We start from the raw sequence: 25,740 nt of genomic DNA, 5'->3' as shown, positions 1-25,740 counted from the left end.
TAATTGATTCGTATTTATACGCAAATAGAACAAGGTGAAAAATGGCTTGCTCAGTATAGGGGTTGTATCCCAGTATTTGCCTGTGTTTTAGGTTTTACTGATACTGGTCTAATTCCGGGCATTTCAGCTGCTGGTAATACCCCAGAAGCTCGTAAATATACCGCTTGTGCTGATGCTGAGTTTTTATATTATGGAGCAGGACGAAAACCCCTCTATCCCCTGCCACCACTGACGGCGGGCGCTTCTCCTGTACTCATTTCTCGTGCTGTGGTGGAGGCTCTGAATATTCCAGTTTATTTGTTTAATGCTGGCTTACCTCAGCCTGCGGCTGTGCCAGTCATTGATTTGGGTGGCTCTCCAGCTAAATGTTTAAGTACAGGTGATGCTATGGAAATCACAACTGTGCATCACTTGTTTAAGCAAGGGCTATTGTGGGGAGAACGCCTGGCTAGCAATATTCAAGAAGGATATGTAATTTTAGGTGAGTGCGTTGTGGGAGGTACAACTACCGCCCTGGCGATTCTCACTGGTGTGGGTATAGATGCAGTGGGAAAAGTCAACAGTAGCCATCCGGTTTGTAATCATACACAAAAGTGGGAGGTGGTACAAGCTGGACTGAAGAGAATGAGGGAATCTGGAAGGGGCGAATTTTTAGACCCCTTAGAACTTGTGGCGGCGGTAGGTGATCCGATGCAGGTGGTGGTGGCGGGAATGGCGATCGCAGCTAGTCGCAGTTGTGGTGTTATGCTGGCGGGTGGTACACAAATGCTGGCGGTTTATGCTTTAATGAGTGCGATCGCTGATACTTATGATTTATCTTGGCAACCAACAGCAGTAGTCGTAGGTACAACCCGTTGGGTAGCAGAAGATCCCACTGGTGGCACTGTTGACTTAGCCCTCAGCTTAGGTAAAACAATCCCTCCCCTACTAGCTACTCAGTTAAGTTTTACAAACTCTCGTCATCCCCAACTCCAAGCTTATGAGCAAGGCTTTGTCAAAGAAGGTGTAGGGGCAGGATCTGCTTGCATAGCGGCTTCTCTGAGCCAAAATTGGCAGCAAAATCAACTTTTAACTGCCATTGAAGCTCAACTAGATCAGCTTAAAGACTGTTTATAAACAACATTTTTCAATACGGAAACCAGTCGAGAATTGCTATATGTCAAGAATTAAGCCGCCATAATTTTATTCTAAATACAAATAATTTAATGCATTCTAACTTTCATTAATTGTTCTTCTAAAGCCGCAATGCGATTGTAAGCTGCGGTTAATTGGGCTGTTAGTCGTTGTATTTGAATTTCTGGTGTTAAGTTCTGCTCGCTACCTTGCCGATTCATATCTAAAGACATACCATCTGTCAATACATCCTTGTGTTCCATTTCTGGATTTAAACTAATATGTTTTTTTAACTGGTAGCGGACGACATCACTATTTTCCACATTATTCTTGGCTTGTTTATTTGCGACAGAACATTCTGAGAAAGCTTGAGCGACTTTATCATCAAGTTGCTCAATTACCTGGCAGAGGGCATCAAGTTTATCACTCAAAGTCAAAATCTGTGTTTGTAATGGCTCCATTCAATACCCTCGTCCGTATATTTTCTTTATGTTACGCAATTTATAGGTGACATTAGCTATACTTCTGAATTATTTAATTTTTCAAAAATTATGTCGCGATATAATCAGTGAAGTATTTATATATAAAAAATGTCGATGGTTTTTATCAGTATTATTGATGATGCTTGTTGATAAAATTAAAATCATTAGTAGTTACTTTTACCATACTTCTTTGAAGTCCTTAAAGTGTGCAGTTTTGTCCTGATAATTCCGAAAATAAGGTTTAATAAGCACTGAAGCTATAATTTTATCTATTTATTTAATTTATGCCTACGCAAAATTCCCAAATTCCAAATCAAAAATCGATAAATCGACGGTCTTTTTTATTGGGTGCAGGTGGACTAGCGCTTTCGCAGCTGCTAGTTGGTTGTGGCGACAGCAACCAAACGAAACTTAATATCCAGTTATTAAAAGGTTCTATCCCCAGTCAGATAGTTCGCCAGTTTCGCCGAAGTTTAGAGCAACAGGTACAGTTAAATTTTTCTCCAGTCGAGCAAATACAAGATTTATTTAAACAATTGCAAGGTTGGCAAGATAAATCAAAGCCCACAGAAGAACCATTTTGGACTCGTTTTATACCATTTAGGGAATCCCCATCAACAGTTGCATCTGACTTAGTGACACTAGGAGATTACTGGCTTAAAGCAGCTATTGAACAGAAACTCATTCAACCACTAGATGAGGCAGAAGTCAAACAGTTAAAACAGTGGTCTGCTTTAGATCAAAGGTGGCAGCAACTGGTCAAGCGGGATAATCAAGGTAATTTGGATACTCAAGGCAATGTTTGGGCGGCTCCTTACCGTTGGGGTAGTACTGTAATTCTTTATAATCGTCAAAAGTTCCAGAATTTGGGATGGACACCGGAGGATTGGAGTGATTTGTGGCGAGATGGATTGCAGGGGCGAATTTCTATAGTTAATCAATCTAGAGAAGTTATCGGTCTGGTTTTGAAAAAGCTGGGAGAATCCTACAATACAGAAAATCTCGACACCATAACGAACTTAGAAAATGAACTACGAGCATTCAACCAACAGGTAAGGTTGTACAGTTCCCGTAACTACCTAGAACCGCTAATTATTGGAGATACTTGGATAGCCGTGGGTTGGTCAAGCGACATCATACCCATTTTGACGCGTTATCCCCAATTGGCCGCAGTTGTGCCGAAATCAGGAACAGCAATTTGGGCAGACTTATGGGTACGTCCCACAGGAGTGAAAACAGACACATTCTCATCACAGTGGATGGATTTTTGTTGGGAACCAGACACCGCTAAAAAGATTTCTGTGCTAACTAGAAGTAATTCGCCAATTTTTCCTGATATTTCTCCATCTGATCTTCAGGAACCATTTAGAAGCTTATTACAAAGTAATCGGGAAGTTTTCGCCAAAAGTGAATTTTTGCTCGCTTTACCTCCATCAGCCATGAAGCAGTATGAATCTTTGTTCGCCAAAATTAAGCAAGATTAGATAAGTTTTGCTTGTTTCTAGAGAGAGCGCAACAACCTTAACCTATTTTGATTATTCATCTGGATACGGCATGATGTGGGACTTGTGACAAAATTACAGGTATAAGTTGCCAAAAGGTTCTGTTGATAATTGAAGACTCGAACGTTATAACCGTCCTTTCTGGCACTGCTACCTAAGCGATTTACAAAGTCGTAGCGTTCTAGATAGTCTAGCAAGTTCCAAATTTGTTGATTAACTATCAGGTCTACTCTGGCGGGTTCTTCTTCGTTGGTGGGATATGCTATCCAATTATCTAACAGTTTGTTCTCGGAATTTTCTTTTGCCCACCATAAACTAGGTGTAGTTAATCCTTCTGGGTTAATTGTATCGGCTGTCATTACAGCACCATTGGGTTGGGTTAATAAGGCAAGTTCTAAAGGCGCGTCTGAAGGCGATGGCACTGAGGCGGCTTCTGCTAGGGACGCTAATACTGGGAGCAGAAAAATCGTTAGCAGTAAAGGAAGTGATGCCTTACGACTAGATATTTTGTGTATAAACATAAACGCAGACCATTTTTTATTTGCGAACAATTTTCTATTCGCTTATGGTTTAGGACTAAATAATTGCTGTTGGTGTTTCTCAGCTTTAATAGCAAAAAACCGTAGTCTTTTGTAGTCAGCTATCCAGCTACCATCAGAATACATTTTTTGTGCAAGTGCCTGCTCTACCTGATGAATGACTTGTGCTTGCTGGTCAGGAGTTAATCCTACAAGAAAATTGCTGGCGAACATTTTAATCCAATTTGCCATTCCTGCTTGTTTGTCTGTTAGGGGAGTGGGACGGGTGAACAGGATGGCATAAGTAACTTCAAAACCTTGCTGTTCTAAGAGTGTAGCGTATTCGCCAATACTGGGAAAATACCAAGGATTCCGTGTTTTTATGTCTGTAATTCCAAGGGATTCCAAAGCCTTGGACAAAGCTTGAGCGATCGCCTGCACATTTCCCTTACCACCGAACTCAGCCACAAAGCGCCCTCCTGGTTTCAGTGCTTGATGCACACAGGCGATCGCTTTTTCTGGTTCTTTCACCCAATGCAAAGTCGCGTTAGAAAACACCGCATCTAATGGCTGGTCTACTTGAAAATTTCTAGCATCAGCGACATCAAATAATAGATGAGGATAGTTTTCTCTGGCTTTCTCAATCATTGCGGGGGCGCTATCGATTCCTATGACTTCAGCAGCAGCCAAGGAAATTTTCTCAGTGAGTTGTCCCGTACCACAGCCCAGATCCAAAATAGATTCTCCTGGCTTGGGATTGAGCAATTTCAGCAATTCTTCACCATATTGCCAAACAAAGGCGTGTTTATCTTCATACAGGTGACTATCCCAATCATGATGAAGTGGTTCAACATTTTGAGGAGAAAATTCGGGATTTTGTGAGATATTGCTTTTCATTCAGAATTTAAGTAATAAAATGATCTTATTGATTATTAAATAGATACACAGATAATTTATTATCAGACTAATACTAGAGTTTATTGAAAAATACTAGGTAGTAAATAAGTAGCACCTGAATACAAAATATAGACAGCAAAACCAAAAAACAAAGTATTCAAAATGGTGGCGATATATCCCAGTGCCATCAATATACCATCAGATTCAATGGTAGCAATTGCTAGGATTAACATTCCCACAGCAGGGATAGGATTGGAGAAAGGAGGATATGGCGACATGAGTAACATTGCTAACCAAGTCAGACATATCCCATTGATACGCCAAGTCATGTGATTGTCAGCAAGTTTTTCAAAACGTGGACGGGAGAATTTTTCTAGAAACTTAGTAACTCGTTGTAAATTTTGTAATAGTTGTTTGGCAAACCAATGAGGAAATTGTATGGTAGCAACTTTTTGCGGCAACCAAGGTCTACGTCTTCCTAAAGCCATCTGCGCTGACATCAACAAACAAGCAATACCAAGAGGGGTGCTTAAGCCTGGTGGTGTCGGGAACAAAAATGGTAAGACTAATAATGCAATCACGAAGCTAAAGCCGCGTTCAGAAGTTTCTGAGATAATATCACCTAGAGTCAGTGGGTTTTCGGCTAGGCGTTGCAGGAGTAACTTAATGTCTTGAGAAAATCTCAGGGGCATTGGGTTTAAGGTAATGAAAATTTAGGAACGAGTAATAATTTAATTTACTTTAATCTATAGGGCTGGGGTTTACCAAAAAATAGCTGTGTAAAACATGAGTCTGATGAACAGACTGATTGAGATGCAGTAGTTATTATCGTAGCAGCAATGAAATTTTCATACTGTTACCTAGTTGTAGAAAATCCATGACATCTCAAGAATTTTTAGAAAATTTAGCCACAGCCGCAACAGATCCCGAAAAATTAATGGTTGTTGCTGAATATCTGGAAACAACTGCAATGGACAACGCCACAACTCCAAGATGGCGCAGCATTCCTTACAGTTCTGAAATTGACATGGCGCTGAAGAATCTGGCTTTTCATTTAGAAGGACTGGCTGAGACAAAAAATTGATTTTGTGCCTTTAATTGCCTTCTCTCATCCACTCTCTCGCTGCTTTTTCGGCGGCTTCGGGCGAGTAGTAAAGCTTGCGCTCACCAAACACTGCACCACCAGGACTCAGCAATCGGAATTGCCAAGAATCATCTTTTTCAGTATAAAACACTGTGAGGGTAACGTTATGAATGCCAACAACTAAGTGAATTTTGGTGCTACTCATTAGTGGTTTTTCAACGTCTACCCCTTTTTTATCATTTTTAATATATAAATAGGATGCGATCTGCTTGCAGCAGCGCTGAGTGCAAAGCACACGCTCCGCGAACGCTATCGCCTCTGGTGGGGCTTTGCCCATCGCTTATTCCTGAAATTGAAAATGTACCATCTACTTGAAATTCATGATCATGAAATAAGTGACAGATATTAAGTTCACGTTCTCCTCTTAGATTATCATTCCAAATATACTCACCTCGGTTTATCATTATTTCACCGAGTGGCTCAAGATTAGTCCGTGAGCATAAAAGTTGAATAGCTTCTAATAGAGATGTTTTGCCACTGTTATTTTTACCCACGAGCAGATTAATTCTACCTAGCTGCTGAAGCTCGAAAGATTTGAAACCTCGAAAATTCTCTATTTTTACGCTCTTTAACATAATTTTATTTAGCCAAAAACAACAAAGAGCTAATGACTGGTATTAGTACAAGCAGTTGTGATACTTCTCACTTTAGCAAAACAAGCACCTGCTTCAACTGCATTCTTCAACAGCGGACTCTAAAAGCTCAAATTTAACTTTGTTGTATAAATCTTGTAGGGAAATCTCAAAGGGTATAGTATTGAGTGCGATCGCCTGATCTTCTTCATCATACTCACGCAGCGACCATTGCTTTTTCCCAGTCTTAGAAAATTGCTCTACACGAATCCGAGTTTGGTCAATTAGTAAATATTCCTGAAACGTAGAAATAGTTCGATAAGCCTCAAATTTATTCTCACGGTCATAGCCTTTAGTCGATTTTGATAAAACCTCAATAATCACCTGTGGATTGACAATTATATCCCGACGGTTATTGAAAAATTCCGGTTCATCCGCCAGAATCATCACATCTGGATAAGTATAGATACGCTTTTGTGGTATCCACAGACGCAAATCACCTGCGAAAGCCTCATAATTCTGCTGTCTGAAAGCAAAATTTAATGCCGCGTACAGATTGCCAGAGATTCGGTTATGATCTATTGTTCCACCTGCCATTGGAATTATTTCCCCGTCAATATATTCGCTTTTATAATCAGCAGCCTCTTCTAAGGCTAAGTATTCCTCTGGCGTATAATATCGCTGTTGTGTTACTTGCATAGTTTTTTCCTGTAGCGATGTCTATAAATATTCTAACGTGTTAAGGACAATCATCTTAACTACGAATTACGTTAGCGAAGTTCCTCTGAAAGAGGCACTACGAACTACGAATTACGAATTATTCCCACAATCTTCTTCTATTTTTCCCGCCTAACTTTTCGTGAGTATCTGCTAACAAAGCGGGAATATCTAAATTTTCGGGACATCGAGGTAAACATTCACCGCATTCTGTACAACGGTTTGCTTTCATTCCAGGGAACCAATGACCAGCATTTTCAAACATTCCATAACGATACTTTCCATAGTCCGTCATTTCATAAGCTATAGCGAGATTTCGTAACCGCAATACTTCGGGAATATTGATATTTTCTGGACAAGGTAAACAGGCATAACACTGACTACATTTGTCAGTTTTCAAAGCAGTTTTTTGCTGTTCTTCTAAGTTTTGAAAAGCTAATTTTTCTGAAGGTGTTAATTCATGAATACTATCAGAAAACTGTAAAGGTTCTATTAATTCATCTGGGTTGGCTGCACCCACACTCAAAGTAGTAATCCGATGGTCACGGAGTAAAAATCGATAATTTAATTCTAAAGGTGAATAAGGCTGACACAGGTCTATTAATGTTTGGGGTGGCGTGTAGAGGCGGCCTCCCTTATCAGCTGGAGAAATGATAAAAATACCCATGTCTTTTTCAGCAGCTAGCTGAATTGCTGGGGCATGACGTTGGAAAAAATAGTAATAATGCAGATTGACAAATTCAAATAAATCTGTATTAATCGCTGCGAGAATTATATCTAATGAAGCGTGGGTGGAAAAGCCAACGTGTCGCACTCGACCGTCATCAACAGCTTCCTGGACGGCTTTCATGCAGCCATTATTGTCTTGCACCCACTGGAGATGCTCCCAAGTATTTAAGCCATGAATACCTAAACAATCTAGATAATCTAGATTTAATCGTTCTAGGGATTCATCGATGCACCTACGCATACTATCAGCATCAACTGTAGGCGGAATTTTGCTGGTGATATAAACCTGGGAACGGGGTAATGATAATCCGCTTTTGATAGCTGCACCCAGATACTCCTCACTTTTGCCATAACCTCTGGCTGTTTCGAGATGATTTACTCCCTGTGCTAAAGCTGCGGCTATTGTCTGCTGTGCATTTTCGACATCAGCCAAATAGCGCATTGTTCCCAGAGAAAAAACCGCAAGGTGTAGGTTAGTTTTGCCAAAGCGTCGGTATTCCATTAACAGTGCTGAGTGGGTAGGGGCGGGTTTAAGCAGTGAGTCTGTGAGTCGTCGAAATCCTTAGTGAACCCGCCCGTACAGGAGTATTGAGTAATAAGAAGAGAGGGCGTAGGATGTTGCTAGTCCAAGTATATTCCCCCCTGCACCCTGCACCCTGCCCCTCGGGAGCAACGCGAAAATGTGAGATCGAATTTTATATCTCAATTACCAGGGCTGATTCCTAATAAACCCTGGTCGAAGTTCCCTATTTTTACCTTTTCTAGGTAGCGATCGCTCAATACCCAGGTAACTTATATTACAAATTTTTTGCACCTCACAAAATCGCGTTGCTCCCCTGCCCCTCTGACTCATCTAGCTGTCACCATTTCCAAAGCCTTTGATCAAATCTTCGGGGCGAAGATTGGAGATAAATTCACGGAAGGCTTGCTGTTCGGCTTCATCAGCGTCGCGATCAACGGGAATTGAAGCATCGGAAACCACTTCTTCCATAACCCAGATCGGGGCGTTTGTACGGAGAGCAACAGCGATCGCATCGCTAGGACGCGCATCAATTTCTTTTTTGATTTCGCCTTGCTGGACAATTAAAGCTGCATAAAATGTATCCTTTTGTAAGGAGTGAATAATTACCTTTTCTAGAATCATGGAACATGACTCTAAAAGATTCACAATTAAGTCGTGTGTTAGTGGTCTGGGAGGCTTTTGATTTTCTAGCGCGCCCATAATTGCCTTCGCTTGTTCCTGTCCAATATAAATTGGTAAAGCTCTCCGATCTGAGGCATCTTTTAAAAGTACAATCGGACTGCGGGTTATGGCATCTAATGCTATGCCAGCTACTCTCATTTCAATCATTGCCTAAGCCTCTACAATCCTGTTAATGATTGGGCGCTCTGTAACAAATAATACTGTTTTGTTGGGTAACTTAGGGGCGGGAATAAACATAAGCATTGTTCTCTATAATTGCTTCTATTAAACTCCGAACTGGTTGTGAAAACCAGAGTAAGTCAAAGTGGTCTACCTAGACAATAACCTTATTAACCAAGTATGCCTTGTGAAGGATGCGAATGTGTTAATAACTTTATAATAGGAACAGTTAGAAATTATACTTAATCTGTTCGGCATTAATGTCAGAATTACAGTGGATTTTTCGCAAAATTAGGCAATAAATAGAATTAGTTTGAGAAAAAAGCCGTGTTTACAGGATTAATCCAAGCATTAGGAACGATGAAACCCGTGGAGGGCGATTCGTGGCACATTACCTTTGTAAGTCAGTCCTCTGCTGTCATTATGCAGGATTTGGCTTACGGCGACAGCGTTGCTGTTGATGGAGTTTGCTTAACAGTAGAAAAAATTTTAAACAATGGCTTTATCGCCACTGCTTCACCGGAGACTCTACGCCGCACGACTCTGGGAGAAGAGCAAACACAGCAGGGATACGTCAATTTAGAAGCTTCGCTGCGGGTGGGGGGTAAAGTCGGCGGTCACTTTGTCATGGGTCATGTAGATGGTATCGGTCAATTGGTAACAGCCGCACAAACGGCTAGTTCTTGGGAAATGACTTTTACTGCACCCGAAGCGATCGCGCGGTATATTGTCCCCAAAGGTAGCATTGCTGTGAATGGTATCAGTCTAACAGTAGCTGAATATGAGCCGGAATTGTCTCAGTTCACAGTCGCAGTCATTCCCCTCACTTATGATGATACAAATCTCCGTTATCTTGTCTCAGGCAGTTGGGTAAATTTAGAAGGGGATATTCTCGGCAAATATGTCGAGAAATTTCTTTCCCCTGGTAAACAACATTCAAAACCCGATATGCTGACACCTGAGTTTTTGGCAGAACATGGGTATTTGTAATTGGGAGGAGACGCGATAAATCGCGTCTCTACAAGAGCTAGCTTTCTGGTTCTTGGGTAATGCGAGCTGTTTGCAACGCTTGTACCATCTGACTGAGGGCAACTTGTAATTGTACACCTGAGTCAACAGCAACCCAACCTTCTGGTTTGAGGTGGCGGACTTCAAAGTGTAGGTGAGGCCCTGTCGAGTTACCAGTGCTGCCAACTCGCCCAATAATGGTTCCTTGTTCTACCCTTTGACCAGGTTGAACAAACAGTTCAGACAAATGAGCATAGAGGGTTTGTTGAGCAGAAGCATGGTTAACAGTTACGGTTAAACCATAACCACCCATCCAGTTGGCAGTTTCTACTGTACCGTCTGAGGCTGCTACTACTGGTGTACCAGTTGGCGCGGCTAAATCTGTGCCGGCGTGGAAGCGGCGATCGCCTGAAATGGGATGAGTTCTCCAACCAAATACAGAACTAATACGAGCAGGTATAGAAAGCGGAAATCTCATTCCCCCATCGCCACCATAGGCGAGTCTCCCAGTGAAGGGAATTTGTGGCAGTACTGATGCTAATTGGAAGTCGTAAGCTACTGTACTGGGTCGGGGTGCAGTATTCGCTGCTGTCATTGGTGGGGGTAGAGTTCCACCACTGGATGCGATGGGAGATGTATTCCCTGATGTGGTAGCGAAATCGCTAGGGTTAGGGATAAACCGATTCGGGCGATAAGCAGTTTTGCTAGTACCACTAGATGCAGTTTGACTAGGACTCCATCTGTCGTTGCTGTTATTAGTGGCTACTGGTCGAGCTACTGGTTGAGCTGCTGCAACATTGGCTACCTGACTATTTTTGCTAGCTTGAAGCCAGTTGGGTGCTGTTTTACCATCAGAATTGGCTACTCGCTGATTGCGTCCAGTTTCCTGGGGTGCTTGAGCGCAACCAATTGATATGCTTTGTCCAGAAGGTAATACCGTTTGACAACCACTAGAGCGTTCTGTTAGCACCACGGAGTTGGGTGCTTGATAAGTAGCCTTAGTATTGGTGTTGTAATTGTTAGGATCAATGTAGGCGTTATTATAATCCGTGGTTTTGCCTGTGGTTGCACTGGTGGTGCTGTTTAAGTCATTTGCTGGTTGGGCAATTTCTGGTAATTTTTCCGGTAAGGTGCGGAGTGTACTAGGTTGGGCTATTTCTGTTTTAGGTTTGTCCTGAGTCACATTGGCTCTGGGAGTAGAAACCTCAATTTTGGGTTTGTCCTGACTCACATTGGCTCTGGGAGTGGAAACCTCAACTTTAGGTTTGTCCTGACTCACATTGGCTCTGGGAGTGGAAACCTCAACTTTAGGTTTGTCCTGACTCACATTGGCTCTGGGAGTAGAAACCTCAACTTTAGGTTTTTGCGGAGCGACATTGGCTCTGGGAGTAGAAACCTCAACTTTGGGTTTGTCCTGACTCACATTTGTTTTTGGAGGGGAAACCTCTTGTCTACTACGTAGTCTCTGTCTCAGATCCGCTTGCTGTTCTGCAACTTCCGGTTGTGGTCGAGAGAGTGCAGAAGAAACAGTCTCTTTTTTAACATTAGTTGGGATGACTACTGCTGGCTGAGAGCTTTCAACAGTGGGAACAATATTATCTATACCTGTTTCTGTCTGAGCAATTGCTAAACCCCCACCTAAGAAACTAACACTACTTAGCAAAAAAAAGCTTTGTGCTGGTAGCGTAGATGCATAGATGTGGAAAAGTTTTCCGTAAGGATTGCGTCTGGACGAGTCGTTTAAATGGTGAGGGGCAGATTTATGGCGCTGCGTCATTGTTTCTCTCAGTTGTTTTAAATTAGTCTCAAGAGATGATGTCAGTGGTTTGTCTTGCCCAAAGAGCGAAATTTTTAACAAACCTAAAATAAAACAGAAGATTTGCTGTAACCCAGACTGATTGTACCGGGTTCAACATAAATTTCTGGTGTTTTTATCTCATTTGGATCATAAGTTTCAAACGATACATGAAGATTCCCCTGTGAAGTTACGCCGATGACAGTTCCTAAAAGATTATTGATATATACCTGATCACCGATATTGGTCAATAAATCTAAATATCGAGACAAGAGTACATTTACTCCTTCTAGGCAGAGACACTGTATACCGGATTCTATTCCCAGTAAAACTGTGGAAGTTAGCATTTCCAGACAAGAGATAGCCTGAGTAGGCTGGGAAGCTTGCCAGGATTCTAGATTGATGCCAGTATCTGGTACTGGGTTGCTCCAGTTAATGCCAACACCAATCACTGCTTGTATGATCCGTCCATTGTGGACTTTTGTTTCCGTCAAAATGCCGCCGAGTTTGCGACCCTGCAATACTAAGTCATTAGGCCATTTAATGCCTACACTTATGCCGCACTGACGCAACCCCGCAGCAATTCCCCAAGCACTGGCTAAGGTGAGTTGATAACTATCACTAGCTTCTAGTTTAGGAACAATACCCACCGAAAGGTATAGTCCCCCGGTGGGAGAAATCCACTGACGGCCCCATTGTCCTCTCCCAGAAGTTTGCTGAGTAGCAATGACTACAGAGTTTTTATCAGCCCCTTGTTTGAGCAAGTCCCACAGGGTCTGATTAGTTGAGGGAACACTTTCAAAAATATGTAGGGAGGATGGTATATAAGTATGCCCACGTCCCGATTCCAGTGTAGTTTCCAAGAGTTGGCTATCAAATCCCACAGCAGTTAACCGAAATCCCGTTGTTCAAGTTAGCATTAATTGATTGATTTTGATTTCTGTTTCGGTTTGGTTCAAGATGCACACCTGGCACTGGCACAATTGGCAAGGACTACCCTATCTTACTAGTAGTCTTCTACAAGATTGGCATCACGGCTTCTTTACTCAACAGTTTTGGCCGCGATCGCCTCACGATTTGACAAAAGCACTGCACTCAGAAGCATCAGCTTATCGTTTGCAGCAGGTACATGGCAATATAGTTCTCACCCCACAAGAAATTGAGCAGCAGTTAGGCTCAGAAGATAGTTTAGTCTTGGGTGATGGTTTAATCAGCGAACACCCTTTACAAGCTGTTTGGGTAGCTAGCGCCGATTGTACACCTGTATTAATTGGGGATGTCAAAACTAGACAAGTAGCAGCATTACACGCGGGTTGGCGAGGAACTGCGGCGAAGATTGTTCCCCAGGCGATCGCTCGACTGCAAAATCAAGGTAGTCAACTCGATGATTTACGGATTGCAATGGGACCGGCGATCGCCGGTGAAGTTTACCAAGTTGCTCTGGAAGTAGCGGCTGAAGTGGGTGCTAGTATTACACATCATGCAGAGGAACAGCAGATTATCGCTGCTTTGCATGAGTTACCAAATTCACCTTTATTCGCAGATCCCGAACCCGGAAAAGTTAAATTGGATGTGCGACGAGTCAATGTTTTACAACTGGAAAGCTTGGGTATTAGTGCTGAACAAATAGCGATCGCGCCTTACTGTACTTACCAAACTCCAGAATATTTCTTTTCTTATCGTCGGGAGCAACAGAAAAAAATTCAATGGTCAGGAATTGTCCGGTGATTATCTTGGTGATCAGATGATTTTTTAGCTAAACTGTAAGCTCCATAATCGAAGTTGACTAAAGACATTATGCACTGGTTGTTATCTGGACCGTTGAGTATAGAGAGATTAACGGTTAAAATTCCAGATTTGCCTATATCTTTAGAAGGTAAGAAATTGGTGCAAATGTCAGACTTTCATTATGATGGTTTGCGACTGTCAGAAGAAATGTTAGAACAGGCGATCGCTACTAGCAACCAATTAAAACCAGATTTAGTTTTATTGACTGGCGACTATGTAACCACAAGCGCCGAACCCATTCATGAGTTAGCTTTACGACTCAAACAGCTGGAAAGTCAGGTTGGTGTTTATGCCATATTGGGTAATCACGACATCTATTACAAGCACTCAAAAAGCGAAATTACCAACGCCCTAACTAGCGTTGGGGTTAACGTCCTCTGGAATCAAATCGCCTATCCTTTCGGAAAACAATTACCATTAGTCGGACTAGCGGATCGTTATTCACTGGAATTTAATCCCACAGTCGTCATGAACCAACTAGACCCTGAGATCCCTCGGATTGTTCTATCCCACAACCCTGATACGGCGGAGTTATTGCAAGCATGGCGAGTAGATTTGCAATTATCTGGTCACACACACGGTGGACAAATCGTGATTCCCGGACTGGGGCCTATGTTGCTTTACTACAAAAAAGCTTTGCAACATATACCGATGAAAGTAAAGCGTTACTTTCCCTTTCTGCAAAGAAACTACTTGATTATCCGCCATTGGGAATGGGCGCAAGGTTTACATCAAGTAGGAAATAATCAGCTGTATGTGAATCGTGGTTTGGGGACTTATTTACCAGGACGTTTATTTTGTCCCCCTGAAGTTACAGAAATTATCCTCCAAAGGGCATAAATTACTCTGAAATTTTGGCACTTACCAAGATGTATTTTAATTTTTGATAAGCTGTAAAGACTGGTCTGAGGAGTCTCTATTGCCCTATGCACTGGTTGTTTACGGGACGTTTAAGAGTAGATGAAATAACGGTTAAGATTGCGGACTTGCCAAAATCTTTACAAGGTACAAAGCTAGTACAGTTGACAGATTTTCACTATGATGGTGTTAGAATTTCTGAAGAACTTTTAGCACAAGCGATCGCTGCTAGTAACGAAGCTGAACCCGATCTAATTCTCTTAACTGGCGACTATGTAACCGATGATCCTACACCAATTCACGAACTAGCTTTACGGTTAAAAAACTTACAGAGTCGCTGTGGGATTTATGCCGTCCTCGGCAATCATGACATACATTACAAGCACTCCAAAACAGAAATTACCAACGCCCTAACTAGCACAGGTGTTAATGTCTTGTGGAATGAAATAGCCTATCCGCTAGGACAAGATTTACCCATAGTAGGACTAGCTGAATATTGGTCAAGGGAATTTAACCCTGAATCGGTGATGAATCTACTCCATTCTGATCTACCCCGCATTGTTTTATCCCATAACCCAGACACTGCTAAAATTTTGCGAAAGTGGCGAGTAGATTTGCAGCTATCTGGACATACCCACGGAGGTCATATTGTCATACCAGGATTTGGCCCTGCAATTTTTCATTATCAAAGGCTGCTGAAACAACTTCCTAAAAAACTGCGTCGTTGGGAACCATTATTATTAGGAGATTGTTCAAAAGTAGTGAAATATTGGGAATGGGCAAAAGGTTTTCATCAAGTGTCAAACAATCAATTATACGTCAGTCGTGGCTTAGGAACTTATCGCCCAGGACGTTTATTTTGTCCACCTGAAGTTACTGTAATTACGTTAATAGGACTTACGGACTGTACAAATTAATCATGGTATGCTGTCACCAAAATAGCCAATTTCTGGCTTTGAACAATGACTATGTTGATAGTAAATATAACCGTGTGGTAGGGGTTTAGCATTGCTAAACCCCTACAATTATCAACACCCACAGACCAAACCTGATCCTAAAAAGGTATATCTAATAACAATGTATCACCATCATAAACCTTATTAATATTTTCAGAATCATTTTCCCAATTTACAGGATTATTAATAATATAATTTCTAACCACCTCTAAAGATTCTTCATTCTGATGAATATGTTCATAAAAATTTCTTTGCCATACAGAAGATATTCCTTTGTCATTGCAAATTTGATTAATCTTTTTGGTAATAGCACTTTTATAAGACCTAATTATACAGGGAATTGAACCGGGAATGATTTTACCAAAACTTCGTGGTTGTTCTTCTGGTTTGATTTTCGGAAAAATCAATAATATGCCATGAATATGATTTGGCATAATCACAAATACATCTAATTTTATATGGGGGAAATGTTGGGGTATTTCCTGCCAATAATCACGGGCAAATGTGCCTAATAAATTTAATTTCATTTCTCCTTGTTTAATATCACCGAAAATACATTGTTTATTTTTGGTACAAATGGTTATAAAGTATGCGCCTTCTTGGGTATAATCATAATTTTTTAATCTGATAGAACGGCGATGGTGAATTTGTGAGTTATAGGGCATTTTTATATTGAGTAATTATGTTAATTTCATGGGATATTATACCCGATATCGTAGGGGTTTAGCAGTGCTACACCCTTACCCAACTATCAGTGACAAATCTATAATGATTTTGACGTTGATTAATTATTTTGATTTTGGACATTTTTGGATAGGGAAATTGCATGGTATTCGCTAGTATTGTACCTGATATTGTTGGGCTAATTCTTCCACTGCTTCATTGAGTGCTAATAATGGTAATTCATTTATTAGATCCAGCCGTTTAGTAGCTATTTATTGATCTCCTCTGGCTAATTCTTCTAAAACTACTTCCGAGATATATAGAGTAAAATTTTGCCGACGAGTATCCCACCAATTTTGTGTAATTACTGAATTTGAAGCAGTAATTAGATTGGTGCTTGGTCTAATTGTCAGATAACCAATAATACTTGTATCAAGGTATAGACTTTCAATCATTATTATTCATTAATGAGGAAAAATTCTTGATTACTTTACTCTATCACTGTAACACCATCAGATTGATCATCGGATCATTGGGTTCAGGCGATCGCTCATACTAAATACATAGTAAATTTATTTACATTCTAGTATTGCAAATTACATTCTAATGCGATCGCCTATTCATCCTCAATAATCTTTTAATTTTCTTACACCATCTTGATAAAAAGGATTTACGCTTGAATACAGGTCTGGATGACCTTGACCATCTGGAATACTGCGTTTCATTGCTCCCATATTGTTCTAAGTATGCGGCTTTATTTAAATCTGAAGCGGCTCGATATTCAAACCCCAGTTGAGAACAAACGAAGCCTCGGTATTTGTAGGCTTCAACATAGTTAGGATTGAGGCGAATGGCTTTGGTAAAATCGGCGATCGCTTCCTCATATTTTCCCTGACTGGCATTTTCCACGCCGCAGTTATAAAAACTTTGTGCATCCCAGCGCTGAACAGATATGTGTACCTGATTTGTTGACGTATTTGTAGGCGTAGCAGAGGGCGCACTCGCAGAATTTAGCTGTTGAGACTTGAGTTGGTTGTAAGCGATATTGATATCCTTAATTTTCTCCTCTGCTTCCTGTTTTTGCTGGGAGTCAAAAAAGCGATCAGGATGCCAAATCTTCACCAACTGACGGTAAGCTTGCTTCACTTGTTCTTGTGATGCACCCGGTGTCAGTCCTAAAATCTCATAAGCATGATTAATATCCAGGCGATCGCTCATACTGAAAGAAACAGGCAACTATATAGATATATGTTAACTATTCCCCTAAATTTTCTTCAGTCAACCCAAACTCCTCATAGTGGATACCATTGGGATGGTAGTAGCCGTCGCTTCTTTGAAGGTTGGTATTATCGCGTAACTCTGCCCGATTGTGGTCAAACCTTCGCCTTCATGTACTCCATAGAAGATCCCATTGGGGATCAACCTTATAGCGGTGGTGCAGCTCAAGTCCTGGGGGCGAACGATGAGTATATATGTCGTACCTTTCCTGATGTCAAAAAATTCTGGGGTAGTCAAGATGTGCTGGGATTAGGTCATTGGGGTAAAACTGACCTCAACACCCCACCTTTATATCTCCTCCCGAACGAGTTTGAAAGTCATGTTCAAGAAGGCTATCAAGCTACAGCTACCTTAAATCAGGGAGAAATTCACGATCCCGCTACAGGTAATTATTGCCGTTGGCTATACGAAATTCAGCCCATATACTATTGGGGAAATCAAAATAGTATTCAGCAATCAACCGCCGGCTGGGTATCATCTCTACAGATTTTTGAACCAGGATGGCAAATTTTAATGGCTCACGGTTTAGCCAGTGGTTCAATTGATTGGAATGGCAAAATCTATGAATTTACCAACGCGCCAGCCTACGGAGAGAAGAATTGGGGTGGGGCGTTTCCGCAAAAATGGTTTTGGTTAAACTGTAATAGCTTTGATGATGAACCCGATTTAGCTTTAACAGCTGGCGGTGGTAAACGTGGTGTGTTGTGGTGGATGGAATCTGTAGCCATGATTGGCCTGCATTATCAAGGCAAGTTTTATGAATTCGTTCCCTGGAATGCCAAAGTTGAATGGGATATTCAGCCCTGGGGTAAATGGCAAATGCGAGCGAGAAACTTAGATTATGAAATTGAATTAACAGGAACCACCCATTTACCTGGTACACCCTTGCGTGCGCCAACAGCCGATGGTTTGTTATTCTGTTGTCGAGATACCATGCAAGGAAAGTTAGATTTGGAGTTACGAAAATTAAGTGGCGGAAAATCTCAAACAATCCTCAAAGCACACAGTTATCTGTGTGGTTTAGAAATAGGTGGCGGTTCTTGGGATAATTCTTGGCAATCTAGCTAAGACTACTGCTATCATAGTATGTGCTTGCATAAGCTTTGTAGTTGGGGCTGTAGCTCAGATGGATAGAGCGAGCGCCTCCTAAGCGCTAGGTCGCCGGTTCGAGCCTGGCCAGTCCCGTCTTTAAAATTAAAAGTGCTGAGTGGGTAGGGGCGGGTTAAAGCAGCCAGTCTGTGGTTCGTCGAAATCCTGAGTAAACCCGCCCTTCCGGGAGTGCTGAGTTTCATAACCTCGGTGGGTCTATAAGTAACAGGGTTTTAGCCTTGCTCCTTGTTTTGAGTTTCCTGTCATCCCCCCTGTTGTGTAGCATCCCGTATTCTATGTTTGATTAAATAGGGGGTCGGAAGTATTTGATGAATTTTTCGATCCAGTGTACGATATTGCATCAATTGCGATATATCCTGTTAATACACATTTGACTGTGTATTAATTAAAAATATCAGTTCATATTTGGGTAGACTTTTAAAAAATCTGCTACCCTACATAATTGTTTATCTTCTTTCATAGAAAATCCTGGCCTCAGCAGACAAAAGTGTAGAGTCTTGAAGAATAATCTATTATTTACAGGTCATCCGTTTCGGTTTATGGTGTTCGCCCTACCTCTATTAATGTGGTTGGGATACCAGGAATCGAAAATTGAAAATTTGCAACCCCAAGCAGTATTAGTCTTGGGTGGTTCTACCTCGCGTTTAGAACGAGAGAAATTTACAGCCAATTTTGCCCGTGAACATCCAAGTTTACCAATTTGGATTTCTGGTGGTAGTCCACCTAAATCAACGGAGAATGTTTTTGCCAGTGCTGGCGTTGATCCCAAACGATTATACTTGGATTATGAAGCTGTAGATACTGTTACCAATTTTACTACACTAGTAGATGAGTTGCAATCTCAAGGTATTAAAAGTGTTTATTTAATTACTTCGGAGTTTCATATGCGCCGCGCCCGTGTGATTGGCGAGATAGTTTTGGGTAGTCGGGGTATTCAATTAAAACCTGTGCCAGTACCTTCAGACAATATGCGTGAACCTGTGGATAAATCTATCCGTGATGGTGCTAGAGCTTTAATTTGGGTGGCTACTGGTTATACTGGTGCAGACCATAACCGCAAGTAGTAAATGGGGAATGGGGGATCAAAAATCAAGAAGATTTGAATGGTATGAAACTCCACCCAAATCTACAAAGATTTTCTGTTTGAATTTCTTATGCGGCCATTTCTTTGACTAGAACATAGGGTTGAATGATGAGGGTCTGAAATCGCTTAGTGCGATCGCTATTCCAATTTCCCAGTTGTGTCTCTGAAGGTTTAGCCATTAATTGCTGATCGATCCACTGTTGTACCGATGAAACTTGATCACTAGCGATCGCTACTCCCACATCTAGCAACTCTAAATCCTGTGCGACCACAATCACTGCATCCCGTTGTACATGAGGAATTAGCCAATCCCACTCAGCCTCATCCAGAATTTCTGTTAGTTCTGCTCTTAAATCCGCCATAATTCCCCGTCTTGATGCGTCTACGTCCTATTTTACCAAAACTTTGGTTTTGTCTATAAGGATGAATGGCGATGGCTTTGCCCGCCGCAGGCATCACCACCCCTGAAACCCAGATTTCTTAACGTCCTAAATCGTGCAACTGATTAATTGCTGTAGCACACTGTTCTGTCACAGCTTGTAATTCTGCTTTATTAGTAGAACTGGGCGCATCAATTAATTTACCAATCCGAATAGTTAAGGGAACAGCACGGGGGATAGGCGAGCCTTTTTGTAATATCATTTCAGAACCCCATAAACTCACCGGCAAAAATGGTGCTTTAGCCTTCGCCGCCAGTAGTGCAGCCCCTCTTTTAGGATCTGCAATTCTACCATTTGGAGTGCGAGTACCTTCTAAGAAAACACCCACAGCCCAGCCATGATCTAGATAATCCAAGGCGGCGCGAATAGAATTGCGGTCAGCAGTCCCCCGACTTACCGGGTAAGCACCATACAATTTAATTACTTGTGCCAAAACTGGGACTTCAAATAACTCTTCCTTAGCCATGTACGCCACTGGACGACGGACACAATTAGAGACAATCGGCGGATCAAAGTAACTAGCATGATTACTCACTACCACTAGTTTTCCTGATTTGGGGACATTTTCCACCCCATAAATTCGCCCCCGAAAGTAAGTATGAAGCATAGGGCTGACAATTGACCACTTAAAAGCGTGGTATAGTGCCAGACTGATAAAAGGTTCGCGTTCTCTGGTCACGGAAGATAATTCAACTAAGATTAAAATTTAGCATAAGCGATCGCGATCGCTTTTAGTCAGTCATTTGAATGAACTGGCCCAATCATCTAAACTGACAATTCCGCCGCATTACGGACATTTTTTAAAGTTAAATCAGGAGTGGTGCGTTTAATTAAATTAGTTAGCACATTCCCAGGGCCAATTTCGACTACTTGCTCAATACCATCTATTGGTAATTGCAGAGAAATTTCTCGCCAACGTACCGAACCGGTCATTTGTTGGCTGAGGCGCTGCTTGAGAATGCTGGTATCAGTAGATGGCATTGGATCTACATTAGACATGACTGGGACAAAAACGGGCTGAAATTCCACTAATTCTAAAATATCTTGGAACTCCGCTGCCGCCGCCGCCATAAAGGGTGAGTGAAAGGCTCCAGAAGTTCTTAAGGGGATAGCACGTTTAACTTTCACTTGAGACATAACTTCTCGTACAGCTTCTGGAGTACCAGAGATCACCACCTGACCCGGACTGTTATCATTGGCTAAAACTGCATCTGGTGTCTGAGCCAAAACTGCTTCTAACTGTTCACGGTCAAAGTTCATCAAAGCCGCCATCATTCCACCTGCGGCACTATCCATGAGTTCAGCACGACGCTTGACTAGGTGTAACCCAGCCGACCACTCAAACGCACCTGCAATGTAAAGGGCAATATATTCACCTAAACTGTGACCTGCAACTACATCTGGTTTATGTCCCCGTTCCCGGAGGATATCAGCCAAGATGCTTTCTACCACATAAAGACTTGGCTGTGTGTAGAGCGTCTGCGATAACTTTTCTTCTTCGTTTTGACATAAGTCCGTAACAGACCAGCCCAAAATCGCTTCAGCTTGGGCAAATTTATCTTTAGCACTTGGTATATCTAATAAGTCAATTCCCATTCCCAGCGCTTGAGAACCTTGTCCGGGAAACACCCATGCAGTTTTAGTCATTTGTCCTTAGTCATTTGTCCTTAGTCATTTGTCCTTAGTCATTGGTCATTGAGAAGTTACTGTCTTCTCCCCCCTGCTCCCTGCTCCCTGCCCCCCTGCCTCTTATCTGCTCCCTGCCCCCCTGCTTATTATCTTCCCCATTTAAAGATGGCTGCTCCCCAAGTAAGTCCAGCACCAAAGCCAGATGCAGCAATGATGTCATTAGGTTTGATTTTACCTAAGCGCACGGCTTCATCTAGGGCTAGAGGAATAGAGGCTGCGGAGGTATTGCCGTAATGAGCGAGGTTGCTAATTACTTTGTTTTCAGGAATATTTAGGCGTTGGGCAACGGAATCAATAATCCGTTGATTTGCTTGATGTAATACTAGCCAATCTATTTGGTCAACAGTCATATTAGCTTGAAATAAGGCTTTATCAATAATTTCTGGGACTTTCTGCACAGCAAAGCGATAAACTTCTTTGCCGTTCATGGTTATGGGCTGATAATGACCTTTAGTGATATTTACGTCTGGGAGCAATTCTTGTGCAGAAGAGGTATAAGCCAGATTCAGGTAGTGGTTTTGTGTACCATCGCTTTTTAAGGAAAATCCTAATAGGCGATCGCTTTGATTCGCTTGCAATACTACCGCCCCAGCACCATCGCCAAACAAAACACAAGTCCGCCGGTCTTGCCAATCTACCCAGCGAGAGAGGATATCAGCCCCAATTAAGAGTACATTTTGGTAAACTCCTGTTTTGATATATTGGGCAGCTGTGACTAGCCCAAAGACAAAACCAGAGCAAGCAGCTGTCAAATCAAAGGCTACTGCGTTTGTGGCTCCTAATGCCGCCTGAATTTGACACGCACTGCCAAATAAATCATCAGGGGTGGATGTCGCCAGCAAAATCAAGTCCAGGTCTGTGGCTTTAATTCCGGCAGAGGCGATCGCTTGACTACCAGCATCAGCAGCGAGGGTACTCAAAGACTCCGATGGCAACGCCAAACACCGTTGACGAATTCCCGTTCTTGTGGTGATCCACTCGTCTGAAGTTTCTACCAGGTCAGTCAGCGCCTCGTTAGTGAGGTGAGTCTTTGGTACCGCCGAGCCGCTCCCTGTAATTGCTATGCCTAACTTTTCCACTCCTATTCTCCCCAGCTATCAGCATTGTAGTCATTAGTCATCAGTCATTAGTCCTTTGCTATTGACCAATGACCTTTTTCCAGCAATTGATCGCTAGTTTTGTGGCTAATGCCTAACTGGTTTCCTGTTCTATAGTTTCATATTGGGATTGAAGTCTTCGCAGCACCTGATTGTCTACAGCTTCCTTTGCCGTGCGAATGGCATTAAAAATAGAAGGAGCTTGAGAGCTACCGTGTCCAATAAAACAGACTCCGGCTACCCCTAAAAGCAAAGCACCACCATGTTCGGCGTGATCCATGCGCTGTTTAACTCGCTTCAGGTTAGGTTTTAAAATTGCTGTCCCAATTTGACCGTGCAATCCTTGAGGTAATTCTTCCCGCAAGATTTGCAAAATCACTTCACCCACTGCTTCGGCAAATTTTAATAACACATTGCCCACAAAGCCATCGCAGACAATCACATCAAAGTTACCCGAAAGGACATCACGCCCTTCAGCGTTACCAATAAAATTAATTTGGGAATTTTCCTTGAGTAGTTGGTGGGCGCGCAGTGCGACTTCATTGCCCTTTGTCTCTTCTTCACCAATATTCAACAAACCGACTTCAGGCTTGGCAACACCCAATACATATTGGCTATAAGTTGATCCCATGACAGCAAACTGCTCTAAAAACTTAGGGCGGCTGTCTACATTAGCACCAACATCAAGTATCAGTACTGGTTTACCAGCTTTAATTGTAGGAAAAACCGTGCCAATAGCTGGGCGGTCAATTCCTGGCAATCTGCCGAGACGAAGCAAAGCTGCTGCCATAGCTGCCCCAGAGTGTCCCGCAGAAAACACGGCATCTGCCTTTTGCTGCTTGACTAAATCCATCGCCACATTAATAGAAGCCTTGCGTTTGCGTCTGACTGCATTCAAAGGCTCCTCATCCATTGTGATCGCTTCCTCCGCAGGAACGATCTCTACCCGCTCCAAATTAGTTTTTGGGGGCAAGGCAGCTGCAATTTGCTGGGGATCACCAACTAACAAGACTTTTACACCCAATTCTTCACTTGCGCGTATTGCGCCAGCAACGATTTCACCGGGTGCATGATCCCCTCCCATTGCGTCAATTGCTATCCGTACACCAGTCGATCCCATTGCTTAGAGCTACTAGAAACCTTACAAATTTTACCAGATGGCTTTACTTAAAAACCGGAAGTTTCTGACTACCGTATTACTATTGTCACTATTGAAACACATTTTATAACAAAAATCACCTGTTGGGGATTGGCTTGGTACGGGCGGGTTTACAGATATCATTCACAACGAACGAGGATATTACTGAACCCGCCCCTACAGGCGATTGGCTTGGTACGGGCGGGTTTACAGATATCATTCACAATGAACGAGGATATTACTGAACCCGCCCCTACACCTTGCTTGCGCCTTAATCCCTAATCTTTACTGTCCTAATACCCAATGAACTAAGGTTCGCACACCATAGCCTGTAGCACCTGGGCTGTTGTAGCCGTTTTCTTTATCTGTCCACACTGGGCCAGCAACGTCTAAGTGCGCCCAAGGGGTGTCTTTAATGAACTGCTTCAGGAAAAGGGCAGCAGTAATCGAACCACCATAACGTGGCCCGGTATTTTTCATGTCCGCAATTCCCGATTTCAGCCCTTCAAAATATTTGTCTTCCATTGGCATCCGCCACAGCTTTTCGCCGGCGTTTTGGGCAGCTTCTTCTAGTTGGGAAGCTACAGCATCATCAGGAGTAAATAAGCCCGCAATATCTTCACCTAAAGCCACAACGCAAGCACCTGTGAGGGTGGCTAAATCAATGACCGCATCTACTCCCAATTTGTCTGCATACACCAAGGCATCAGCTAAGGTTAAACGCCCTTCAGCATCGGTGTTATTCACTTCTATTGTTTTGCCGTTTGATGCTTTGAGGATGTCGCCAGGGTGCATGGCGCGACCGCTAATCATGTTTTCTGTGGCGGCTGAAATGAAGTGAACTTCTACATCTGGCTTGATTTGGGCAATGGCTTTTGCTGCTCCCAAGGTAGCACCAGCACCACCCATATCCATTTTCATGGTTTCGATGCCGCTACCAGCACCTTTAATATTCAGTCCGCCGGAATCGAAGGTTAAACCTTTACCAATAATTGCTAGTTTGCGTCTGGGTGTGCCTTGGGGTTTGTAAGTGAGGTGAATGAATTTTGGCGGTAAATCTGAGGCTTGGGCAACTCCTAAAAAAGCTCCCATACCAAGCTTTTCGCAGTCTTCTCGTTCTAAAATTTGGATGTCAATGCCGTGTTCAGTGGCGATCGCCTGGGCTGTTTCTGCTAAGGTAATCGGTGTAACTTCATTAGCTGGTGCTGCTACCAATTCCCTCGCTAAATTTACCCCAGAAACGATTTGATTGGCGCGGGTAATGGCTGCTTCTTGTCCAGCTAATCCCAGTAAATCTACGGTTTCAATTTTTGCGCCTTTATCTTCTGGCTCAGACTTAAAACGAATATCTTGATAAAGAGCTAATTGTATACCTTCGGCGATCGCTTGAGCAGTTTCCGCAGGCTTGTTATCCCACAATGGCAAACTCAAACCCAGGTTTTTGCTTTTCTGCTTTTTTGCCACCCTAGCCACAGCAGCAGCAGCACGTCTGAGGGTTTCTAGTTTTAAAGCTTCTGGTTTCCCCAAACCGACTAAAATTATTTTACGGATCGGGCTACCAGCACTGACACGGGTGAAAATGGTGCTGTAGGCTTTGGCGGTAAATTCTTCCTCAGCAATCAGTTCTTTTAAAACGCCGCTAAACTGCTCATCTAATTTTGCCAGTTCACCAGTTAACTCTACTGCATCTTCAAATAATCCAATTGCCAAACTATCGCCTACCCACTCTAGCAGAGGCGTGTTACTAGGTTGAATTTTCATTTTGTGAATTTATCTAAATTTTCCTACTTTTACCAGTA

General features: G+C 42.4%; 29 protein-coding genes and 1 tRNA gene. 10 read left to right on the top strand and 20 right to left on the bottom strand.

Going from position 1 to position 25,740, the window contains the following annotated elements; all coding sequences use genetic code 11:
• Positions 1-3 precede the first annotated feature (3 nt).
• Positions 4-1,116 carry a nicotinate mononucleotide-dependent phosphoribosyltransferase CobT gene (cobT, locus tag ACM0OW_RS03950; RefSeq protein ID WP_414548726.1) on the top strand — a complete coding sequence of 371 codons (1,113 nt, stop codon included), beginning with the start codon at positions 4-6 and terminating at the stop codon, positions 1,114-1,116.
• A gap of 86 nt (positions 1,117-1,202) precedes the next feature.
• Here cobT and ACM0OW_RS03945 read toward each other — a convergent pair whose 3' ends face one another.
• Complete coding sequence (locus tag ACM0OW_RS03945; protein WP_414548725.1) at positions 1,203-1,574, bottom strand: hypothetical protein; 372 nt, start codon at positions 1,572-1,574, stop codon at positions 1,203-1,205.
• 305 nt (positions 1,575-1,879) lie between these two features.
• Between ACM0OW_RS03945 and ACM0OW_RS03940 the strand changes: the two genes are divergently transcribed.
• Complete coding sequence (locus tag ACM0OW_RS03940) at positions 1,880-3,079, top strand: extracellular solute-binding protein (RefSeq protein WP_414548724.1); 1,200 nt, start codon at positions 1,880-1,882, stop codon at positions 3,077-3,079.
• A 17-nt stretch (positions 3,080-3,096) separates the two neighbouring features.
• On the opposite strand, the gene ACM0OW_RS03935 is transcribed toward ACM0OW_RS03940, so the two are convergent.
• The 3 genes from ACM0OW_RS03935 to ACM0OW_RS03925 form a co-directional block, all read right to left on the bottom strand.
• Entirely contained in the window at positions 3,097-3,618 is a 522-nt protein-coding gene (locus tag ACM0OW_RS03935) for a hypothetical protein (protein WP_414548723.1), read from the bottom strand.
• A 42-nt stretch (positions 3,619-3,660) separates the two neighbouring features.
• The gene (locus ACM0OW_RS03930; RefSeq protein WP_414548722.1) at positions 3,661-4,512 is read right to left on the bottom strand and encodes a class I SAM-dependent methyltransferase; all 852 of its coding nucleotides are present in this window, start codon (positions 4,510-4,512) and stop codon (positions 3,661-3,663) included.
• Between the two features lie 80 nt (positions 4,513-4,592).
• Positions 4,593-5,204 (bottom strand): exopolysaccharide biosynthesis protein, encoded by a 612-nt coding sequence (locus tag ACM0OW_RS03925; protein WP_414548721.1) that lies wholly within the window; start codon positions 5,202-5,204, stop codon positions 4,593-4,595.
• 185 nt (positions 5,205-5,389) lie between these two features.
• Here ACM0OW_RS03925 and ACM0OW_RS03920 point away from each other — a divergent pair, with 185 nt between their 5' ends.
• Entirely contained in the window at positions 5,390-5,596 is a 207-nt protein-coding gene (locus ACM0OW_RS03920; protein WP_089091097.1) for a hypothetical protein, read from the top strand.
• 10 nt (positions 5,597-5,606) lie between these two features.
• On the opposite strand, the gene ACM0OW_RS03915 is transcribed toward ACM0OW_RS03920, so the two are convergent.
• From ACM0OW_RS03915 to ACM0OW_RS03895, 5 genes are all read right to left on the bottom strand, one after another.
• On the bottom strand, positions 5,607-5,801 hold the full coding sequence (locus ACM0OW_RS03915; RefSeq protein WP_414548720.1) for a hypothetical protein: 195 nt from the start codon (positions 5,799-5,801) through the stop codon (positions 5,607-5,609).
• Between the two features lie 37 nt (positions 5,802-5,838).
• Entirely contained in the window at positions 5,839-6,231 is a 393-nt protein-coding gene (locus tag ACM0OW_RS03910; RefSeq protein WP_414548719.1) for an AAA family ATPase, read from the bottom strand.
• A 93-nt stretch (positions 6,232-6,324) separates the two neighbouring features.
• Entirely contained in the window at positions 6,325-6,927 is a 603-nt protein-coding gene (locus tag ACM0OW_RS03905) for a Uma2 family endonuclease (protein ID WP_414548718.1), read from the bottom strand.
• Between the two features lie 118 nt (positions 6,928-7,045).
• Entirely contained in the window at positions 7,046-8,176 is a 1,131-nt protein-coding gene (locus ACM0OW_RS03900; protein WP_414548717.1) for an aldo/keto reductase, read from the bottom strand.
• Between the two features lie 351 nt (positions 8,177-8,527).
• On the bottom strand, positions 8,528-9,025 hold the full coding sequence (locus tag ACM0OW_RS03895) for a bifunctional nuclease family protein (RefSeq protein ID WP_414548716.1): 498 nt from the start codon (positions 9,023-9,025) through the stop codon (positions 8,528-8,530).
• 339 nt (positions 9,026-9,364) lie between these two features.
• On the opposite strand from ACM0OW_RS03895, the gene ACM0OW_RS03890 reads away from it, so the two are divergent.
• Positions 9,365-10,027, top strand: coding sequence for a riboflavin synthase (locus tag ACM0OW_RS03890; protein ID WP_414548715.1), 663 nt, complete (start codon positions 9,365-9,367; stop codon positions 10,025-10,027).
• Between the two features lie 37 nt (positions 10,028-10,064).
• Here the strand turns inward: ACM0OW_RS03890 and ACM0OW_RS03885 are convergent, their stop codons facing one another.
• Positions 10,065-11,822 (bottom strand): peptidoglycan DD-metalloendopeptidase family protein, encoded by a 1,758-nt coding sequence (locus ACM0OW_RS03885; protein ID WP_414548714.1) that lies wholly within the window; start codon positions 11,820-11,822, stop codon positions 10,065-10,067.
• An 83-nt stretch (positions 11,823-11,905) separates the two neighbouring features.
• Positions 11,906-12,724, bottom strand: a complete 819-nt coding sequence (locus ACM0OW_RS03880) for a biotin--[acetyl-CoA-carboxylase] ligase (RefSeq protein WP_414548713.1) — start codon at positions 12,722-12,724, stop codon at positions 11,906-11,908.
• A 76-nt stretch (positions 12,725-12,800) separates the two neighbouring features.
• On the opposite strand from ACM0OW_RS03880, the gene pgeF reads away from it, so the two are divergent.
• The 3 genes from pgeF (at position 12,801) to ACM0OW_RS03865 (ending at position 15,403) form a co-directional block, all read left to right on the top strand.
• Positions 12,801-13,568, top strand: coding sequence for a peptidoglycan editing factor PgeF (pgeF, locus tag ACM0OW_RS03875; RefSeq protein ID WP_414548712.1), 768 nt, complete (start codon positions 12,801-12,803; stop codon positions 13,566-13,568).
• A 69-nt stretch (positions 13,569-13,637) separates the two neighbouring features.
• The gene (locus ACM0OW_RS03870) at positions 13,638-14,468 is read left to right on the top strand and encodes a metallophosphoesterase (protein ID WP_414548840.1); all 831 of its coding nucleotides are present in this window, start codon (positions 13,638-13,640) and stop codon (positions 14,466-14,468) included.
• An 86-nt stretch (positions 14,469-14,554) separates the two neighbouring features.
• Positions 14,555-15,403 (top strand): metallophosphoesterase, encoded by an 849-nt coding sequence (locus ACM0OW_RS03865; RefSeq protein WP_414548711.1) that lies wholly within the window; start codon positions 14,555-14,557, stop codon positions 15,401-15,403.
• 137 nt (positions 15,404-15,540) lie between these two features.
• Here ACM0OW_RS03865 and ACM0OW_RS03860 read toward each other — a convergent pair whose 3' ends face one another.
• From ACM0OW_RS03860 to ACM0OW_RS03850, 3 genes are all read right to left on the bottom strand, one after another.
• Positions 15,541-16,107 carry a transposase gene (locus ACM0OW_RS03860; protein ID WP_414548710.1) on the bottom strand — a complete coding sequence of 189 codons (567 nt, stop codon included), beginning with the start codon at positions 16,105-16,107 and terminating at the stop codon, positions 15,541-15,543.
• 270 nt (positions 16,108-16,377) lie between these two features.
• Positions 16,378-16,560, bottom strand: a complete 183-nt coding sequence (locus ACM0OW_RS03855; RefSeq protein WP_414548709.1) for a hypothetical protein — start codon at positions 16,558-16,560, stop codon at positions 16,378-16,380.
• A 148-nt stretch (positions 16,561-16,708) separates the two neighbouring features.
• Positions 16,709-17,323: a J domain-containing protein gene (locus ACM0OW_RS03850; RefSeq protein ID WP_414548839.1), complete on the bottom strand. Its 615-nt coding sequence runs from the start codon at positions 17,321-17,323 to the stop codon at positions 16,709-16,711.
• A 30-nt stretch (positions 17,324-17,353) separates the two neighbouring features.
• Between ACM0OW_RS03850 and ACM0OW_RS03845 the strand changes: the two genes are divergently transcribed.
• The 3 genes from ACM0OW_RS03845 to ACM0OW_RS03835 all read left to right on the top strand — a co-directional run bounded on the left by ACM0OW_RS03845 (position 17,354) and on the right by ACM0OW_RS03835 (position 19,557).
• The gene (locus ACM0OW_RS03845; RefSeq protein WP_414548708.1) at positions 17,354-18,451 is read left to right on the top strand and encodes a tocopherol cyclase family protein; all 1,098 of its coding nucleotides are present in this window, start codon (positions 17,354-17,356) and stop codon (positions 18,449-18,451) included.
• Positions 18,452-18,494: 43 nt separating this feature from the next.
• A tRNA-Arg gene (locus ACM0OW_RS03840) sits at positions 18,495-18,568 on the top strand.
• A 464-nt stretch (positions 18,569-19,032) separates the two neighbouring features.
• Positions 19,033-19,557, top strand: a complete 525-nt coding sequence (locus ACM0OW_RS03835) for a YdcF family protein (RefSeq protein ID WP_414548838.1) — start codon at positions 19,033-19,035, stop codon at positions 19,555-19,557.
• A gap of 88 nt (positions 19,558-19,645) precedes the next feature.
• Here ACM0OW_RS03835 and ACM0OW_RS03830 read toward each other — a convergent pair whose 3' ends face one another.
• From ACM0OW_RS03830 to ACM0OW_RS03805, 6 genes are all read right to left on the bottom strand, one after another.
• Complete coding sequence (locus tag ACM0OW_RS03830) at positions 19,646-19,939, bottom strand: DUF2288 domain-containing protein (RefSeq protein WP_414548707.1); 294 nt, start codon at positions 19,937-19,939, stop codon at positions 19,646-19,648.
• 118 nt (positions 19,940-20,057) lie between these two features.
• Positions 20,058-20,696: a lysophospholipid acyltransferase family protein gene (locus ACM0OW_RS03825; protein WP_414548706.1), complete on the bottom strand. Its 639-nt coding sequence runs from the start codon at positions 20,694-20,696 to the stop codon at positions 20,058-20,060.
• Between the two features lie 86 nt (positions 20,697-20,782).
• The gene (gene fabD / locus ACM0OW_RS03820) at positions 20,783-21,664 is read right to left on the bottom strand and encodes an ACP S-malonyltransferase (protein ID WP_414548705.1); all 882 of its coding nucleotides are present in this window, start codon (positions 21,662-21,664) and stop codon (positions 20,783-20,785) included.
• A gap of 128 nt (positions 21,665-21,792) precedes the next feature.
• The gene (locus tag ACM0OW_RS03815) at positions 21,793-22,785 is read right to left on the bottom strand and encodes a beta-ketoacyl-ACP synthase 3 (protein WP_414548704.1); all 993 of its coding nucleotides are present in this window, start codon (positions 22,783-22,785) and stop codon (positions 21,793-21,795) included.
• Positions 22,786-22,897: 112 nt separating this feature from the next.
• A complete protein-coding gene (plsX, locus tag ACM0OW_RS03810) occupies positions 22,898-23,923 on the bottom strand; it encodes a phosphate acyltransferase PlsX (protein ID WP_414548703.1) in 1,026 nt (341 codons plus the stop codon).
• A gap of 303 nt (positions 23,924-24,226) precedes the next feature.
• Positions 24,227-25,702 (bottom strand): leucyl aminopeptidase, encoded by a 1,476-nt coding sequence (locus tag ACM0OW_RS03805; RefSeq protein ID WP_414548702.1) that lies wholly within the window; start codon positions 25,700-25,702, stop codon positions 24,227-24,229.
• Positions 25,703-25,740: the final 38 nt, after the last annotated feature.

The sequence above is a fragment of the Anabaena sp. CCY 0017 genome (assembly GCF_963920885.1).
Taxonomy (GTDB): Bacteria; Cyanobacteriota; Cyanobacteriia; order Cyanobacteriales; family Nostocaceae; genus Nodularia.
This window is presented reverse-complemented; position numbering and strand designations above follow the sequence as displayed.